The sequence below is a fragment of the Pseudomonas sp. Fl5BN2 genome (assembly GCF_009908205.1).
In the GTDB taxonomy this organism is placed as follows: Bacteria; Pseudomonadota; Gammaproteobacteria; order Pseudomonadales; family Pseudomonadaceae; genus Aquipseudomonas.
Genome location: NZ_JAAARL010000002.1, coordinates 393,070 through 410,063 on the forward strand (window position 1 = coordinate 393,070; position 16,994 = coordinate 410,063).

General features: G+C 58.1%; 17 protein-coding genes. 12 read left to right on the forward strand and 5 right to left on the reverse strand.

Going from position 1 to position 16,994, the window contains the following annotated elements:
- Window positions 1-202: 202 nt before the first annotated feature.
- Window positions 203-1,756 (reverse strand): sigma-54-dependent transcriptional regulator, encoded by a 1,554-nt coding sequence (locus GV819_RS04160; protein WP_161753771.1) that lies wholly within the window; start codon window positions 1,754-1,756, stop codon window positions 203-205.
- A gap of 304 nt (window positions 1,757-2,060) precedes the next feature.
- Here GV819_RS04160 and phhA point away from each other — a divergent pair, with 304 nt between their 5' ends.
- The 3 genes from phhA (at window position 2,061) to GV819_RS04175 (ending at window position 4,474) form a co-directional block, all read left to right on the forward strand.
- On the forward strand, window positions 2,061-2,852 hold the full coding sequence (phhA, locus tag GV819_RS04165) for a phenylalanine 4-monooxygenase (RefSeq protein WP_161753773.1): 792 nt from the start codon (window positions 2,061-2,063) through the stop codon (window positions 2,850-2,852).
- A 69-nt stretch (window positions 2,853-2,921) separates the two neighbouring features.
- Entirely contained in the window at window positions 2,922-3,278 is a 357-nt protein-coding gene (locus GV819_RS04170) for a 4a-hydroxytetrahydrobiopterin dehydratase (RefSeq protein ID WP_007930096.1), read from the forward strand.
- Window positions 3,278-4,474, forward strand: coding sequence for an amino acid aminotransferase (locus GV819_RS04175; RefSeq protein WP_161753775.1), 1,197 nt, complete (start codon window positions 3,278-3,280; stop codon window positions 4,472-4,474). The genes GV819_RS04170 and GV819_RS04175 overlap by 1 nt, the downstream gene beginning before the upstream one ends.
- A gap of 117 nt (window positions 4,475-4,591) precedes the next feature.
- On the opposite strand, the gene GV819_RS04180 is transcribed toward GV819_RS04175, so the two are convergent.
- Together GV819_RS04180 and GV819_RS04185 are read right to left on the reverse strand one after the other, a co-directional pair.
- Complete coding sequence (locus tag GV819_RS04180; protein ID WP_161753777.1) at window positions 4,592-5,362, reverse strand: anti-sigma factor family protein; 771 nt, start codon at window positions 5,360-5,362, stop codon at window positions 4,592-4,594.
- Window positions 5,359-5,868 carry a sigma-70 family RNA polymerase sigma factor gene (locus tag GV819_RS04185; protein ID WP_161753780.1) on the reverse strand — a complete coding sequence of 170 codons (510 nt, stop codon included), beginning with the start codon at window positions 5,866-5,868 and terminating at the stop codon, window positions 5,359-5,361. The genes GV819_RS04180 and GV819_RS04185 overlap by 4 nt, the downstream gene beginning before the upstream one ends.
- Window positions 5,869-6,016: 148 nt before the next feature.
- On the opposite strand from GV819_RS04185, the gene GV819_RS04190 reads away from it, so the two are divergent.
- From GV819_RS04190 to GV819_RS04205, 5 genes are all read left to right on the forward strand, one after another.
- Entirely contained in the window at window positions 6,017-6,988 is a 972-nt protein-coding gene (locus GV819_RS04190) for a metallophosphoesterase family protein (protein WP_161753781.1), read from the forward strand.
- A 13-nt stretch (window positions 6,989-7,001) separates the two neighbouring features.
- Entirely contained in the window at window positions 7,002-7,319 is a 318-nt protein-coding gene (locus GV819_RS04195) for a cupredoxin domain-containing protein (RefSeq protein WP_372242060.1), read from the forward strand.
- A gap of 228 nt (window positions 7,320-7,547) precedes the next feature.
- Window positions 7,548-7,679 carry a hypothetical protein gene (locus GV819_RS33090; RefSeq protein ID WP_256667335.1) on the forward strand — a complete coding sequence of 44 codons (132 nt, stop codon included), beginning with the start codon at window positions 7,548-7,550 and terminating at the stop codon, window positions 7,677-7,679.
- An 83-nt stretch (window positions 7,680-7,762) separates the two neighbouring features.
- The gene (locus GV819_RS04200) at window positions 7,763-7,945 is read left to right on the forward strand and encodes a hypothetical protein (RefSeq protein WP_161753782.1); all 183 of its coding nucleotides are present in this window, start codon (window positions 7,763-7,765) and stop codon (window positions 7,943-7,945) included.
- 118 nt (window positions 7,946-8,063) lie between these two features.
- Window positions 8,064-9,263 carry an MFS transporter gene (locus GV819_RS04205; RefSeq protein WP_161753783.1) on the forward strand — a complete coding sequence of 400 codons (1,200 nt, stop codon included), beginning with the start codon at window positions 8,064-8,066 and terminating at the stop codon, window positions 9,261-9,263.
- Here GV819_RS04205 and arfB read toward each other — a convergent pair.
- A complete protein-coding gene (gene arfB, locus GV819_RS04210) occupies window positions 9,260-9,673 on the reverse strand; it encodes an alternative ribosome rescue aminoacyl-tRNA hydrolase ArfB (RefSeq protein ID WP_161753784.1) in 414 nt (137 codons plus the stop codon). The two genes, GV819_RS04205 and arfB, sit on opposite strands and share 4 nt — an antisense overlap.
- Window positions 9,674-10,508: 835 nt before the next feature.
- Between arfB and GV819_RS04215 the strand changes: the two genes are divergently transcribed.
- The 4 genes from GV819_RS04215 (at window position 10,509) to GV819_RS04230 (ending at window position 15,142) form a co-directional block, all read left to right on the forward strand.
- Complete coding sequence (locus GV819_RS04215) at window positions 10,509-12,764, forward strand: glycoside hydrolase (protein ID WP_161753785.1); 2,256 nt, start codon at window positions 10,509-10,511, stop codon at window positions 12,762-12,764.
- Window positions 12,765-12,877: 113 nt separating this feature from the next.
- A complete protein-coding gene (locus tag GV819_RS04220; protein WP_161753786.1) occupies window positions 12,878-13,564 on the forward strand; it encodes a hypothetical protein in 687 nt (228 codons plus the stop codon).
- 412 nt (window positions 13,565-13,976) lie between these two features.
- Window positions 13,977-14,702, forward strand: coding sequence for a hypothetical protein (locus GV819_RS04225; protein ID WP_161753787.1), 726 nt, complete (start codon window positions 13,977-13,979; stop codon window positions 14,700-14,702).
- Between the two features lie 104 nt (window positions 14,703-14,806).
- Complete coding sequence (locus tag GV819_RS04230) at window positions 14,807-15,142, forward strand: hypothetical protein (RefSeq protein WP_218579745.1); 336 nt, start codon at window positions 14,807-14,809, stop codon at window positions 15,140-15,142.
- Between the two features lie 167 nt (window positions 15,143-15,309).
- Here GV819_RS04230 and GV819_RS04235 read toward each other — a convergent pair whose 3' ends face one another.
- Entirely contained in the window at window positions 15,310-16,731 is a 1,422-nt protein-coding gene (locus GV819_RS04235) for an amino acid permease (protein ID WP_161753788.1), read from the reverse strand.
- Between the last annotated feature and the right edge of the window lie 263 nt (window positions 16,732-16,994).

Genomic DNA, 16,994 nt, shown 5'->3' on the forward strand with positions numbered 1-16,994 from the left:
CCCCAGAAGGTAGATCACCAAGCGGGGTAAGGCTTTGCCCTGTCCGAGAGCAATCCGGGGATTGGCACGAGAGACGGAAAAACGGCGGTCTTATGCCGCAAACGGCAAGTAACGGCCCGGATACACTCCGGACTGCCGCACCATCACCCTGGACCTGATGCGCAACCCAGGATGTGAACGCGGCATGTGCCTGCGGCAGTGACTACAGCTTGCCGACTTCGTATTCCCGCAATTTGTTGGCGATGGTGGTGTGGGACACCCCCAGCCGCTTGCCCAACTGGCGGCTGCTGGGGTGCTCGGCATACAGGCATTCGAGCACGGCCTTTTCAAACCGCCCGACAATCTGTTCCAGGCCGCCCTCCAGGGAAAAATCGCCAAGAGGCTGACGCGCACCATAGTCCGGCAGACGAATATGCTCGACCTTGACCGTGCCGCCATCACACAGCGATACCGCCTGGAACAACACATTTTCCAGCTGCCGGACATTGCCCGGCCAATGGTAATGACTGAGACGCTCCATCGCCGCCGGCGCCAGCCGCGGCAGCGGGCAGCCGATCTGCCGGCTGGCCTGGTCGAGGAAGTGCTCCACCAGCGGCGTCAAGCCATCGAGGCATTCGCGCAGCGGCGGAATATGCAGGGACAACACATTCAGTCGGTGGTAGAGGTCCTGGCGAAACTCGCCGCGGGCACACAGCTCGGACAGATCCACCTGGGTCGCACAGATCACCCGCACATCCAGGTACACCTCTTCATCACTGCCGACCCGGCGAAAGCAGCCGTCCTGCAGAAAGCGCAGCAACTTGACCTGCAAGCGCGGGCTCATCTCCCCTACCCCATCAAGAAACAGGGTGCCGCCGGCAGTCAACTCCAGCAGCCCGAGCTTGCCTTCCGCTCGCGCCCCTTCAAACGCCCCGGGGCCATAACCGAACAACTCGGTTTCGGCCATGGACTCTGGCAGCCCGGCGCAGTTCAGCGCCATCAGCGGCGACTGCCCGCGCGGGCTGGCCAGGTGACAGGCACGGGCCAGCAACTCTTTGCCGGTACCGGTTTCCCCCTCGATCAGCAATGGCGCATCCAGCGGCGCCATGCGCCGGGCTTCACGCACCACCGCAGCCATGACTTTCGAGCTCTGGAAGATGCTGTCGAAGCCCCGCAACTCTTGCTTGCGCACGTTGTAGATACGCTCGCCCACCCGATCCGCCCGATGCAGGGTCAGTACCGCGCCGGCCATGGCCTCGCTGTCATCGTGCTCGGATTGCAGCGGTGCGATGTCCGCCAGGAACACATCCCCCTTGACCTTGACCCGCAGCCCGTTGATCCGTGACTTGTTGGCCCGCACCAACTCCGGCAGATCGAAATCCTCGGCGTAGCGCGACAGGGGAATTCCTGGCACCTCATCCACTCGCACCCCCAGCAGTTGCGCCGCGGCACGGTTGGCGGCAACGATCGAGCCCCCCATGTCGATAGACAGCACCGGGAACTCCAGCGCACCCAGCAGCGCGTTGAGTTCCATGTGCCGGCGCTCGCTGGGCATCAATCCGACCCGCTTCACGCCAAACACCCCGGCAATCGATTCGAACTTGGGCCGCAGCGCCTGGAACTGCAGATTGATCAGGTTAGGACAATGCAGATAGATGGCATTGCCATGCTCACCGCCCACCTCACCACGGGCGACGTTGATCCCGTACTCCACCAGCAGATTGAGGATGTCCCGAAGGATGCCAATGCGGTTCTGGCAGTGAACTTTGATGCGCATAGAGAGGGGCCCGAAACAGGTAATGGAGGGCATAAACGCCGACAACCGACGTTTTTGACGCCAGCCGTCGCTGATTTTCTGCGGGGTGACGCAGATAACCGTCAAGATTATGTGACGGATTCAGGCTTTTTCAAACCGAAAAACAGCCAATAGCACGGCACGCGAAGCAGATCGTAACGAATACTTTACGAATTCTTCCCCAGTGCCTCTCTAAAAACACGCCCCTGCCTGCTGCAAAACGCCGCACCTCGGGGTAACACTGCGGTCAACAGAACAAGAACGCATCCCCTTGCAGGAGAGCAGCATGAAACAGACGCAGTACGTGGCCCGCGAGCCCGACGCGCAAGGTTTTATCGACTACCCAGCCGAAGAACACGCAGTATGGAACACCCTGATCACCCGGCAGTTGAAGGTCCTCGAAGGCCGTGCCTGCCAGGAGTACCTGGACGGCATCGACAAACTCGACCTGCCCCACGACCGCATCCCGCAACTGGCGGAAATCAACAAGGTCCTGGGTGAAACCACCGGCTGGCAAGTGGCCCGGGTGCCAGCATTGATCCCCTTCCAGACCTTTTTCGAATTGCTCGCCAGCAAGCAGTTTCCAGTGGCAACCTTCATTCGTACCCGAGAAGAACTGGACTACCTGCAAGAACCGGACATCTTCCACGAGATCTTTGGCCACTGCCCGCTGCTGACCAACCCCTGGTTCGCCGAATTCACCCATACCTACGGCAAGCTTGGCCTGCAAGCCACCAAGGAAGAGCGGGTGTACCTGGCGCGCCTGTACTGGATGACCATCGAGTTCGGCCTGATGGACACTCCAGAAGGACAGCGGATTTATGGCGGCGGCATCCTCTCCTCGCCCAAGGAAACCGTGTACAGCCTGTCCGCAGAGCCGGAGCACCAAGCCTTCGACCCACTGGAAGCCATGCGCACGCCATATCGCATCGACATCCTGCAGCCGGTCTATTTCGTCCTGCCCAACCTCAAGCGCCTGTTCGACCTGGCCCATGAAGACATCATGGCCCTGGTCCACCAAGGCATGCAGCTGGGCCTGCACGCACCCAAGTTTCCGCCAAAACCCAAGGCGGCCTAAGCGGTTCGCACTCGCGAGCCGCTGCGAAAGATAGTAACTTCCAACAAGAATTGATTTCGGGAACCCACCATGACCGCTCTGAACCAAGCCCACTGCGAAGCCTGCCGCGCCGATGCCCCCCAGGTCAGCGACGAAGAACTGCCGGTATTGATCAAGCAGATTCCTGACTGGAACATCGAAGTTCGCGACGGCGTAATGCAGCTGGAAAAAGTCTTCCTGTTCAAGAACTTCAAATTTGCCTTGGCCTTCACCAATGCCATGGGCGAGATTTCCGAGGCCGAAGGCCACCACCCGGGCCTGCTCACCGAATGGGGCAAAGTCACCGTGACCTGGTGGAGCCACTCGATCAAGGGCCTGCACCGCAACGACTTCATCATGGCTGCCCGCACCGACGAAGTGGCCAAGACTGCAGAAGGACGCAAGTAATGCATTTCGACGCCATCGGCCGGGTACCCGGCGACCCGATTCTCGGCCTGATGGGGGCCTACGCCAGCGATCCCAACCCGAACAAGTTCGACCTCGGCGTGGGGGTCTACAAGGACTCCCAGGGCCTGACGCCGATTCCACAATCGGTGAAGCTGGCAGAGCAGCGCCTGGTGGACCGCCAGACCACCAAGATCTACATCGGTGGCCACGGTGACCCGGCCTTCGGCAAGGTGATCAATGAGCTGGTACTGGGCAGCGACTCGCCACTCATCGCCGCGCAACGTGCCGGCGCCACCCAGACCCCGGGCGGCACCGGCGCCCTGCGCCTGAGTGCCGACTTCATCGCCCACTGCCTGCCAGGCCGTGGCGTATGGCTGAGCGACCCGACCTGGCCGATCCACGAAACGATCTTCGCCGCAGCCGGGGTCAAGGTCAGCCACTACCCTTATGTGGGCAGCGACAACCGCCTCGACGTCGAGGCGATGCTGGCGACCCTGAACCAGGTGCCCAAGGGTGACGTGGTACTGCTGCACGCCTGCTGCCACAACCCCACCGGTTTCGACCTGAGCCACGACGACTGGCACCGGGTGCTGGAAGTGGTGCGCAGCCGCAACCTGTTGCCGCTGATCGACTTCGCCTACCAGGGCTTCGGCGACGGCCTGGAGCAGGATGCCTGGGCGGTTCGACTGTTCGCGGCGCAACTGCCGGAACTCTTGATCACCAGCTCCTGCTCGAAGAACTTCGGCCTGTACCGTGATCGCACTGGCGCCCTGATCGTCTGCACCCAGGATGCCGAGAAGCTGCTCGATGTGCGCAGCCAACTGGCCCACATTGCCCGCAACCTGTGGTCCACACCTCCGGATCACGGGGCTGCAGTGGTTGCCACCATCCTCGGTGACACCGAGCTCAAGCGCCTGTGGATCGACGAAGTGGAGGCCATGCGCCAACGCATTGCGCAACTGCGCGCCGGCCTGGTGGAAGCCCTGCAACCCCATGGCCTCGCCGAGCGCTTCGCGCATATCGGCGTGCAACGCGGAATGTTCTCCTACACCGGCCTGAGCCCAGCCCAGGTGCAGGTGTTGCGTGAGCAGCACAGCGTGTACATGGTCAATTCCGGCCGGGCCAACGTGGCCGGAATCGATGCTGCGCGCCTGGACCTGCTGGCCGCGGCCATCGCCTCCGTCTGCAAAGGCTGAAGCCAACCGTTACGCATCCCCCCGGCATCTGCGTCGTCGTGCAAGTGCCGGGGTTGCTCAATAGATCACTCGCCCCTTCGCTCCCACCCTCCCCCGAAGGCACTCACGCACAGGCTTTCAAAGACTGTGCCGGATCAATTGTCCCAGCGTCTCCAACTCGCCTTGCTCAAGGTCTGAAACCAGAATGAAACGCAGGTGAGCGTGCCTCCAGGCAACCAGGTTGTAGCCACGCAGAGACAACGTCTGCGCAGATGCATCCGCCTCCGTCGTAGGCAAGATGAACAGATTGATCAGGTGCCGAGCATGACCGTAGGTCAAGGCTGCGGCGCTTTGCTGCTGCAGGTAGTCGAGGCGGCCGCCCAAAAGCGGGTAACCCTGTTCGCGGAAGTCGAAAACCGGTGGGGCAAAGTCGAGCTTGCCAGTGAACCAGGGCTTGACCGTATGCCGGTCCGAGGACGCCACATCATTCAAATGATCAACCATGAGCGAACGCACATGGCTCGACACCGCCTCGTCCAGCCACGGACGCTCACTGGAAGGCGCCGCCAGGTAAAGCACCACGGACAAGACCAGCGCCAACGCTGAAAACCCCGGCGCCAGCCAACGGGCACCGCCCCTTCCTAACAGCCCCTGCAACAACCCGCCTTGTTGCGCCACAGGTGCCGCGACACTGGCCCGCACCCGCTGGCTCAGGGCAGCTGGCGCAAGATGATAGGGCGCATGCGCCTTGACCTGAGCAATCAGGCGCCGAGCGTCAGCGCACTGCCGCGCACACTCGGCACAATGCCGCAGATGCTCCGCCACCTCGGCGGCCGCGTTCACTTCCAGCTCGTTGTCGAGGTAGCCGTGCAGCCATTCACCGCAAGACTTGCAGCCGATGTCATTCATGATGAGCAGGACTTCTGCAGTTGCAGCCGCAGCATGGCCCGGGCCCGGGCCAGGCGCGACATCACCGTCCCTAAAGGAATGTCGACGATCCTCGCAATGTCCTTGTAGGCCATGTCTTCCAACTCCTTGAGCACTATCACCTCACGAAAGGCCGGAGCCAGGGCCAGGAGCGCCTGCTGCAGCCGTTCGACCTCCTGCCCCTGGATGAGCTGCCATTCCGGCGTTCGCCCATCGGACAGCGCCGGTTCATCCTCCAGGCCCGCCTCATCGAAGACCACGGTGCCATGGCGGGACGACGCCTTGAGCCAGTTGTAGCTTTCGTTGCGGACAATGGTCAGAAACCAGGCCTTGGGGTTGCCACCGTCGAAACGATGGAGAAATTTCACCGCCCTGTAGGCGCTCTCCTGCACCACGTCCTGGGCCGCACTGTCGTTGTCGGTGAGCCAGCGCGCGAGGTTATAGGCCGCATTCAGATGCGGCAGGAACAATTCCTCGAATCGCGTCATGGTGGCTCCATTTCCTTTGCACCCTACAACGGTAAAAAACCGGGTTTTATTCCCGAAATAAAATCTGTTCTTTCGGAATAAAGCCCTTCACCGCACGGTTTTACAGATGTCAGCTCAATCACTGTAGACCGCTACCGAGGGCGCCCCCATGGATACTCACGCCACATCGCCGAGCCAACCCACCGATGGCCCGCAGAACCCTGATCGCCGCACCCTGCTCAAATGCTCGGCCTGGGCCGGTGCCGGGGTCATCTGGGCGTTGAGCGGGGGAATTCCACGGGCCTTCGCCCTGGATCAGAACGGCCAACCATCCGATCCCGCCGCACTGAACAGCAGCTTCCACTTTGTGCAGATCAGCGACTCACACATCGGTTTCAACAAAGAGGCCAACCCCGAGCCGGCGAAAACCCTGCAGGTAGCCATCGACAAAGTGCTTGCCCTGCCCAAGCCGCCCTCGCTGATCCTGCATACGGGAGACATCACCCACCTCTCCAGACCTGCGGAGTTCGATACCGCCGCACAACTGCTCAAGGGCCTGCCCGCGACCGTGCACTATGTGCCGGGCGAGCACGACACCCTCGATGAAGGGGCCGGCCAGTTGTATCTGCAACGTTACGGCAAAGGCACCAAAGGCAACGGCTGGTACAGCTTCGACCAGCAGGGCGTGCACTTTGTCGCCCTGGTGAATGTCTTCAACTTCCAGGCCGGCCATGAAGCCAACCTGGGGGCCGAGCAGCTCGCCTGGCTGGCGGACGACTTGCGGGCAGTGACCAGCAGCACGCCCATCGTGGTGTTCACCCATATCCCCCTGTGGACCATCTACCAGCCCTGGGGCTGGGGCACCGAGGACGGCGACCAGGCCATCGCCCTGCTACGCCGCTATGGCTCGGTGACCATCCTCAACGGCCATATCCACCAGGTTATCCAGAAGGTCGAGGGCAACATCACCTTTCACACCGCCCGCGGCACCGCCTATCCGCAACCGGCGCCGGGAGCCGCGCCCAACCCCGGCCCGATGACCGTGGCCGCCGACCAGTTGCGCAACTACCTGGGCATCACCGATGTCCTGGCCACCCAGGGCGAACACCCGCTGGCCCTGCTCGATTCCACCCTGATCTGAAGGTGCCGGCCCGATGAAGATGCTCCTGCAACTCTTGCTGCTGGGCTGCCTGGCAACGCCGGCCTGGGCCCAGGAAGTGAAGATCGATATCCGCGAGTTCATGTACAACCCCAAGGATGTGCAAGTGACGGCCGGCACCCAGGTCACCTGGGTCAATGACGACCAGATACCCCACACCGTGGTGGAGACCCACAAGCTGTTCCGCTCCGCGGCACTGGACACCAACGACAGCTTTTCCTATGTGTTCGATACCCCGGGCACCTATGAATACTTTTGCGCCCTGCACCCACAGATGGTCGGCAAGATCATCGTCAACCCGCCCCAACCCTAGCCGCGACGCTCGACGCAACGCCGTTTCCAGCGTTGCGCCGAGCCACTGCTGCCGGGACCGTGAAGCAGTGTCCCCGTCGGATGCAGCACCAAGGGTTCAGACCAACGAGCATCGATCGAGGGAAATAAACATCTTTCTGTCATTTGTACTGCTGTATCCTGCCCAAGCTTTTTAAAAGCGCGGATCTACCCAGCGATTTAAAAAACAGACTTTGCGAGGAGCAACGACATGCATGAGATTCCGAATCTCCCCTTCCCAAGCCTGCACGAAACTGAGCAGACAACCCCGCCACAAGCCAGTGCTGAAAAGCCTGTAGCGAAAGAAGCCGCCGACAGCCGCAAGGCCGACAGCGAAAGCTGATAGAGCAGCAACCAGACCGTGTGGAAAGCGCTACTCAAGCGCTTTCCACACCGCCTGAAACCTCCCCCGAGCCCCACCGAACCATGACCGACTCCTTCAGCGAAACCCAAGCCAGCGTACTGATCGGCACTGCAGAGCAGATGATCGCGGTGTGGAATCGTCTCAGCGCGGAAAAACAGGCAATCCTGCTCGCCCGCTTCGGCACCCAGGAAAACGCCCTGGCCGCCTTGGTCACCACGCAACTGCTCGGTGCCAAAGACGCCTGAGCCTGCGCCAGAGCAGGTAAAGATCTGCACAACGCGCCGATTTCTCCCCCTGCATCCCGGCCCACATCGGTATCATAAGCAGCCTATCTATTCAGCTGTCGCAGTGGACCCACCCCCCATGCCAGATACCCCACTCCCTTCAGTGGTCACGATACAAGTCGTCTCCATCGTCTTGTTCACTTTTATCGGCTACCTGAATATCGGCATTCCCCTGGCAGTATTGCCGGGCTACGTCCACAGCGACCTGGGTTTCGGTGCGGTGATCGCCGGCCTGGTGATCAGCGTGCAATACCTGGCGACCTTGCTCAGCCGCCCCTATGCCGGACGCATCATCGACAACCTGGGCAGCAAGCGCGCAGTGATGTACGGCTTGGCCGGCTGCGGCCTGAGTGGAGTATTCATGCTGCTCTCGGCCTGGCTGCAGAGCGTACCGACCCTGAGCCTGATCAGCCTGCTGATTGGTCGCCTGGTACTGGGTAGCGCGGAAAGCCTGGTGGGCTCGGGCGCTATCGGCTGGGGGATCGGCCGGGTCGGAGCACCAAACACCGCCAAAGTGATCTCCTGGAACGGCATCGCCAGCTACGGCGCGCTGGCCGTCGGCGCGCCGCTGGGGGTACTGCTGGTCAATCGCCTGGGGCTGTGGAGCATGGGCGCGAGCATCATCCTGCTGGCGCTGATCGGTCTGTTGCTGGCCTGGCCGAAACTTGCCGCGCCCATCGTTGCCGGTGAACGCCTGCCGTTCATCCACGTACTGGGCAAGGTTTTCCCCCACGGTTGCGGCCTGGCGCTGGGCTCCATAGGGTTCGGCACCATCGCCACCTTTATCACCCTGTATTACGCCACCCAGCACTGGGCCGACGCAGTACTGTGCCTGAGCCTGTTCGGCGCCAGCTTCATCGGCGCGCGCCTGCTGTTCGGCAACCTGATCAATCGCCTTGGCGGCTTTCGCGTGGCGATCGCCTGCCTGTCGGTGGAAACCCTCGGCCTGTTGCTGCTGTGGCAGGCCCCCGATGCGCACTGGGCGCTGGCCGGTGCAGCCTTGAGCGGTTTCGGCTTCTCCCTGGTGTTCCCGGCCCTGGGCGTGGAAGCGGTGAATCTGGTGCCCGCCTCCAGCCGTGGTGCAGCAGTGGGCGCCTATTCGCTGTTCATCGACCTGTCATTGGGCATCACTGGGCCGCTGGCCGGGGCGATTGCCGCCGGCTTCGGTTTTGCCTCGATCTTTCTGTTCGCCGCCATTGCGGCCTGCAGCGGTCTGGTGCTGAGCCTGTACCTGTATCGCCAGGCCCCCAAGCTGCGCAGGGACCGCGAAGTGCACTAGAAATCCACCTTGCCGCGACCGGCCTTGATGTTGCCGCGCTTGGCCTTGGTCTCCAGGCGACGCTTCTTCGAGCCTAGGGTCGGCTTGGTGGGACGGCGTTTCTTTTCCACCTTGATGGCGCAGAGAATCAGCTCGACGAGGCGCGCCAAGGCATCGGCGCGGTTCTGCTCCTGGGTGCGGTATTGCTGGGCCTTGAGGATGATCACGCCGTCACTGGTGATACGGCTGTCGCGCAGCTCCAGCAACCGCTCCTTATAGAAAGGCGGCAAGGACGAAGCCGGAATGTCGAAGCGCAGGTGCACCGCGCTAGACACTTTGTTGACGTTCTGCCCACCGGCACCCTGGGCGCGGATGGCCGTCAATTCGATCTCGGCATCCGGCAGATGCACGTTGTTGGAAACCCTCAGCATTGCACTCTCATAGCGACTCCTAAAATATCCAAGCATCCATAAAGCCCTTTATTATTAGGGCCATAGGAGTTCTTCCGTTGTTTCAGTGCTTCACTATACAACGTGACTTTTAAGGCAAAACGGGAAATAAACGGGAGAAATGGCCAAGCGCATTCGACTGACAGAAAAGGAAGCCTACAACGTCAGAGGCAAGACATCCGAACCTGTCGAAACCCGTGGCAAAGGCTCCCTAACACTCGAACGCAAACAGCTGGGTTCATAAACGGCTAGTGCCGCGAGCTTGCGGCGTCAGGCAAAATTCGTCTATTCACATACAGTAACGTCCGCGTCAGCGCTGAAATCTTGATAGCCCGCCCGGCATCAGTACCGAAGTGCCTGCTCGGCGGCTGTCACATGAACGTAGTGGCATACAGCCCAAACACCACGACCGCTATAGCTACTGACCGGAAAACGCGCAGCCCTGGAGCAATTAGGGGCGCCACCTGGATGCTTTGGCAAAGGGAGATAACTCTGCCTGCAATGACGCTTGATTGACTGCAGATAAAAATCCAACGAACTGGCGTTATGTATGCCATTTCCGAACATATACCCCTATATGTACCGACGAGGAACTTTTCTGCTGGCTCAAAACAGGAGACGCAGCGAGCGAATGAGGTTATTGAATTGCTATCGTACAAGTGAGCGCCCGTTTAACTACGCAGGCATGTTCGCCTGACGCTTACACCTTGCGAACCTTGGTTTTAGAACACCGAACAACCTTGCAACATTTACCGTACGACGCAGCTACCCGATTGCATTACCCTCCCCGCTTTTTTATCGCAGAAGGGACAACCCTATGCCATCCCAGCATCGCTGCCTGCGCGTTGCACTCCTAATCGCTGCCGCAATGCTCTCGCCTTGGGCCATCGCCAACGCCGTGCTGGAAAACCTGCTCTGGCGCGTTGAAATCGACCCCGCGACGCTGGCAATCCAGGTAACACCGACACAGAGCCCGACCATACAAGCCTCCGCCGGGGTCAACGCACACACCGTCAACGACCTCGTTCAAACGCCCAGCCGGATCGACTGGCAATGGGACAACGGCGCCTGGGTGCTGAGCGCCAGCCTCGATCAACGCGATCTGTCGCTATCCATCACCGCCCGCGATCCCGGTGAACTAGGTTTCCTCAATCAACCTGGTAGCGCCATGGGCAAAGGCTTGATCTGGCCATTGGCCGAGGGGCATTACGTGCCGGCGGGGGATGCGTTGTGGCAAGACTTTCTGCTCGATCAAGGTGAACTCAATACCACCCAGGATCTGAGCCTTCCGCTATGGGGCGTTGATCACGGCAGCCTCACCCTGAACTGGCTGCTGACCAACCCGTACAACAATCACCTGACCTTCAGCACCGATGGTAAGGCCCTGGGGTTGGCAGCCCGTCATGAATTCACTTCGCTTGCGCCAGGCACACCGCTGACCTTCAAGTTATCGTTGGGCGATGCTAATCCGCTGGCGGGTGCCAAGCGCTATCGGCAATGGCTGAGAGACAACGGGCAATACGAATCCCTTGAAGATAAATTTCTGAAAACCCCAGAGGCGAAAAAACTGCTGGGAGCCAGTCACGTGTATCTGTGGGGCAGCGACCTACTCGGACCGGATGATGTGCGCAGTTGGCCTGCGCTGTTGAAGCTGTTGCGGGGCAACGGTGCGTTGGTTAGCGAGTTGCGCGGCAGCTTTGATGCTGAAACTCGCAAGCTCCTGACCAAGGAGCAAGCAACGCTGGATCGCTATGAACAAACCACCTTGCTGCGCAACCTAAATAGCGCGCTTAACACCAAGGCGCGGAGCGGTTGGCAGATGGTCGCCGAACCGGACATGCAAAAACTCGCCGAGGGTTATGGCCGATTGCGCACGCAAGTGGCAACAGTCTTCGACAAGGCGCTGACGGCCTCCCCAGAACGCTGGGGCAGCACGTTGACGCCAAAAACGTTCGAGCAGTTGCAAACCGCGGGGTTGTCACGCTTGTGGCTAGGCCTCGGCGAGGGTTGGGAGGGCGGACTCTGGCATCCCGAAGCGGTACGCCAAGGTGTGGCGGCCGGGTATCTGGTGGCGCCTTACGACTCTTACGAAACCGCGTTGAGCGCCACTGAAAACCCGGACTGGAGCACCGCGCACCTCGGCTCACGGGCCAACACTGAGTGTGCGATTATCTTGAACGGCGGCGCGTTCAAAAGTGGTTTCCAGCAGTCCGGGCATTACACCGATCCACGTTGTGTGCGGCCATTACTTGAGGCCCGAATCAAAGCCGTGCAGGCCAAGGCCGGGTTCAATAGCTGGTTTCTCGACGCCTACGCCACAGGCATGGTATTTGACAGCTATCGTCTCAGCGCCTCCATGACCCAAGCCCAAAACGCCGAGGGCAACATCGACGCCTCGCGCTGGCTGAACGAGACGCTGCGGTTGCCTGCTGGATCCGAGGATGGCAATGCCACCACGGCCCGGGGCGTGCTGTTTGCCCATGGCATGCAGACACCGGTGATCGGCTGGGGGGATCCGGACATGAGCCAAAATCCCCAATCGCCCTATTACCTGGGGCGCTGGTTTCCCAACGAAAAACCTCAGGTGTTCTTCAAGACCGTGCCGCTCAAGGAACCCTATCGCACCGTGCACTTTGCCCCACAGACGCGGTTGCCGCTGTATCAGGCGGTGTTCCACGGCTCGGTGATCACCACGCATCACTGGTTGTTCGACAGCCTGAAACTGAGCAACGTGCGAACCGAGAGTGAGCTGACTCAGTTGCTCTATAACGTGCCGCCGCTGTATCACCTGAGCGCCGACACATTGCAACAACGGTTACCGGCGATGGTTCGCCAGGATGGGTTTTTCCGGCCACTGCATGAGCGTCTGGCAACACAGGCAATGACGGATTTTCGGTGGTTGAGCGAAGATCGGCTGCTCCAGCAAACCACGTTTGCCGATGGGACGCGGCTGGTGGCGAATTTTGATTCAGGTGAGCGTGAGGTGGAGGGACGGCGATTAGAAGGACAGAGCATCACGGCACTGGACGTTGGTGGAACTGCAGTGACTTATCAGATAAATACACAGCGCTGAATGCCTGTTTACCAGGCATGGATCAGCGTTTAGAAAGAATGCGCTTTAGCTGCTCTAGGTTAAGCCGTTGACACTCAACTTCATACACTTGATCCTTTGAGGCAGCACCACCCATGATATTAAAACAAATCTATCTCTACCCTGACCTCGTAGAGTTTCACAATCGTGCAAAAGACACTTCCATCATCAGGGATCAAACACGCCACATCTGCAACTATCTTGAACGACAACTCTCCTCATTAAAATTCAACTCTGAAAAATTCAATAAAATCTGCATCATAGGATATAGCAACCCACAAAACGAAATGTATGTAGCATCCACGAACGCTCTTGCTGTGCCGATCGGCTTTGACATAGACCACTGCCGATCAACCCCTAAAGAGCTACTTGCCAGATATTACATAGACCTACTGATTGATGGACTAAAAAAAGCCTCATCAGCGTTTGACATCCCGCTTGACCACCTACTTGAATGGCTTGACGACTTCAAAGCCGGTGGACTGCGCAACGAATGGGTATTTAAAGATAAAAATTTCCGCCACATTGGAATAAGATGCCGACTCGACTGTTCCATGACACTTGACGAATTCAAACTCAAGCTACATGCATCCAAGAAAGAAAGAACTGTATTCGAGCGCGTGATTCTCATCACACCTCCAGACGAAGTGGCCTTCCATTACAGATTTAAAGACATTCTCATTGAAGATGAAAAACTAGTCATCACAACAAGAATCAATACTGGAGGTGAGCGTATTTTATACTCGGCACCGCTATCAGAACTACAATCCATGGCTGATTAATCATCTATTCTTTGTTCCTGCCGAAAGTCTTGACGACAGGGTCACCCTCAGCGAAAAATCAGCGCGAGCGGCACAATGTAACGGTTCCACTACCACAGTTGAACCCGCCTTATCCACGCCCAATCCTGGCAAGGCCTGCGCCTGCTCCAGGAACAACACGTCGACCGTCGCAGCCTCTACATCTACGAACCCGGTAGCTAAGCCCCACAGGCCCGCGTCGAGAACAACCCTGAACACACGAAGCAGGGAGGTTCACCACGCAGGATGCATGAAGTTGATGGGTGAGGATAATCCCTATCGGCATGCGCCGAATGCGCTGGGTTAGATTGGTCGGTGGGGAGAGCTGTAGTTCTGCCTTGCAAGAAGTCTAGGTGGCGCATCAAGAGCTGTGCACAATGCTCAGCCTATTGTCATGTCTAACTCAATTGAATCCAAGACAGGGCCAGCCAAACCCCAAGAACAACGTAATAACGGAAAAACCCGTATTGCCGCGAAGCAAGGAATCGCAATGAAAGATACTTTACAGTCATTATTTGAAGACAACAGAAACAAGTATCCAGAATTTTTAAAACGAACAAAGCAAGAATCAACATCAACCCAATGGGGAACCGGAGTAATGCCAGCCTATGACTTACTCCCTTACAATGCAGAGTTACTTGGCCACAAAGCAGGAAGAATGTTAAAAAAGGAGTCAGAACCGGGGAACAACAAACAGTGTTACCACCTAGAAAAGCATGGGGAAATAATTAGCGAAACAGAATATGCAGAATACAACTCAAGAGAGGGGTACTGGCTGGTCTATCAACGGTTTTTTATTTATCAGCCAGATCACGCAATTGAATTTGCCTTTGGCAGTTCCCGAGACAGCGACACAGAAGCCAACCTGAATTTTGTGAAGTGGGCAAAGCTCGAAAATAGCACAACAACAAATTCATACCTTTTTAACCGCCGCGGCGAATACACAGAACTAGACTACAACTACCAAAACAACAAAATCACCACAATAAACCAAAGATCATGGCTAACAGATGAAATCATTGCACACCGATTCTATCAATTAAACCATGCCAGTAATGGAGTGATTATTACCGAGATCCTGCCGGACGGGAGCATACATAAAATTTTTCCAAAAAAATAACCCTGGATCAGCGCGACCTGGACCACTATTCAATTAATCACTCGTAGGGCGCGCCTCTCGGGCCCACCTATTGACCTGCACTTTTGCCATAGGAACCCTGAGCCGTGAGCAACTTAAATTTGTCGATCGTCAGTAAAATCGAGGTGGGCAACCTGCTAGAGAATCAAGGCAAGCCTCAGGAGGCACTAGAGATATACCTATCGACTTGGAAAGACATGGACGCATTGAAACCCGAAAAACACCAAACAGAAGAAGCACGACGGCTGATTAACTGCATTTACGAAATGCATATTCAATTAGGCGATTATCAAACTGCAAAAAAATGGGCAGAAGATATTTTCAAATGCAACATCCCTGACGCCGGAACCTCAGAACTAATAGATCTAGGAAAAATACACTTTGAGCTTGGCGAAGAAGATAAATCTTTGAATTTTTTCTAAAGGCATATGAAAAAGGCAAGGATAGAGCCTTCAAGGAATACGCCCCTAAGTACCTTGCGTTTTTTGAAGCACATCAAAAATAGCTTGGAAGGCGGTCTCAGCCCCCACAAAGATTACACGCATGAAAAACCCGGCCGGAGCCGGGTCTGTCATTGCCGGGGTCGCGCTTACTTCAGCGAAGCGCTGGCCGCCTGCAGCGCATGCTGGGCACTGCGCTTGTTCTTGATGACATAGCAGACCCACATGAACACCACCCACACCGGGATCGCGTACACCGAGATCTGGATGCCCGGAATCAGCAGCATGATGCCAAGGATGAACACCACGAACGCCAGGCAGATGTAGTTGCCGTAGGGGTACCACAGGGCCTTGAACAGCGAGGTCTGGCCGGTACGGTCCATGTGCTGGCGGAACTTGAAGTGCGAGTAGCTGATCATCGCCCAGTTGATCACCAGGGTTGCCACCACCAGGGACATCAGCAGCTCCAGGGCATGCTGAGGAATCAGGTAGTTGAGCACGACGGCGATAAAAGTCACCACCGCCGAGGCGAGGATCGACATCACCGGTACACCACGCTTGTCGATCTTGGCCAGGGCTTTGGGCGCATCGCCTTGCTCGGCCATGCCCAGCAGCATGCGGCTGTTGCAGTAGGTGCCGCTGTTGTACACCGACAGCGCCGCGGTCAGGACCACGAAGTTGAGAATATGCGCCGCGGTGTTGCTGCCGAGCATCGAGAACACCTGGACGAACGGGCTGCCGCTATAGGCATCGCCGGACGCGTTCAGGGACACCAGCAGGCTGTCCCACGGGGTCAGCGACAGCAGCACCACCAGGGCGCCGATGTAGAAAATCAGGATGCGGTAGATCACCTGATTGATCGCCTTGGGGATCACGGTTTTCGGCTTGTCGGCCTCAGCTGCGGTGAAACCGAGCATTTCCAGGCCACCAAACGAGAACATGATGATCGCCATCGCCATCACCAGGCCACTGACGCCATTAGGGAAAAAGCCGCCATGCTCCCAGAGGTTGCTCACTGAGGCCTGTGGGCCGCCGTTACCGCTGACCAGCAGGTAACTGCCCAGGGCAATCATGCCGACGATCGCCACCACCTTGATGATCGCGAACCAGAACTCGGCTTCGCCGAAGACCTTGACGTTGGCCAGGTTGATCGCATTGATCATCACGAAGAACACTGCAGCCGAAGCCCAGGTCGGTACTTCCGGCCACCAGTAGTGCACGTACTTGCCGACGGCAGTCAGCTCCGACATGCCCACCAGGATGTAGAGGATCCAGCAGTTCCAGCCGGAGAGGAAACCGGCAAAACCACCCCAGTACTTGTGCGCAAAGTGGCTGAAGGAACCGGCCACGGGCTCTTCGACGATCATTTCGCCCAGTTGGCGCATGATCATGAAGGCGATGAAACCGCAGATGGCGTAACCGAGGATCATCGACGGGCCGGCGGATTTGAGCACCCCGGCCGAGCCCAGGAACAAACCGGTTCCAATCGCACCGCCCAGGGCGATCAGTTGAATATGACGATTTTTCAGGCCGCGTTTCAGCTCGCCCGAATGCGAGTTTTGTCCACTCATGAAAAGGTTCTCACGCAAGGTTTGATGATGTATGCAAGACGTTGCCGCCCGGTCAAGGCTTAAGCGGCACGGATCAAATCCCAGCGCAGGCACCAGAAGTTCAGCGTTTCTTTAACGGTCATGCGTCACCTGTTTGTTTTTATCTGTGACGAAATCGAACCCACCACGCTCGTGACGCGGCGGAGTGAACAAGGTGGATAACCTTGAGTTTATTGGCCCGGCAGAGGTGTTTTCAGCAACGCGCAGACAAGCTGAAAACGGCT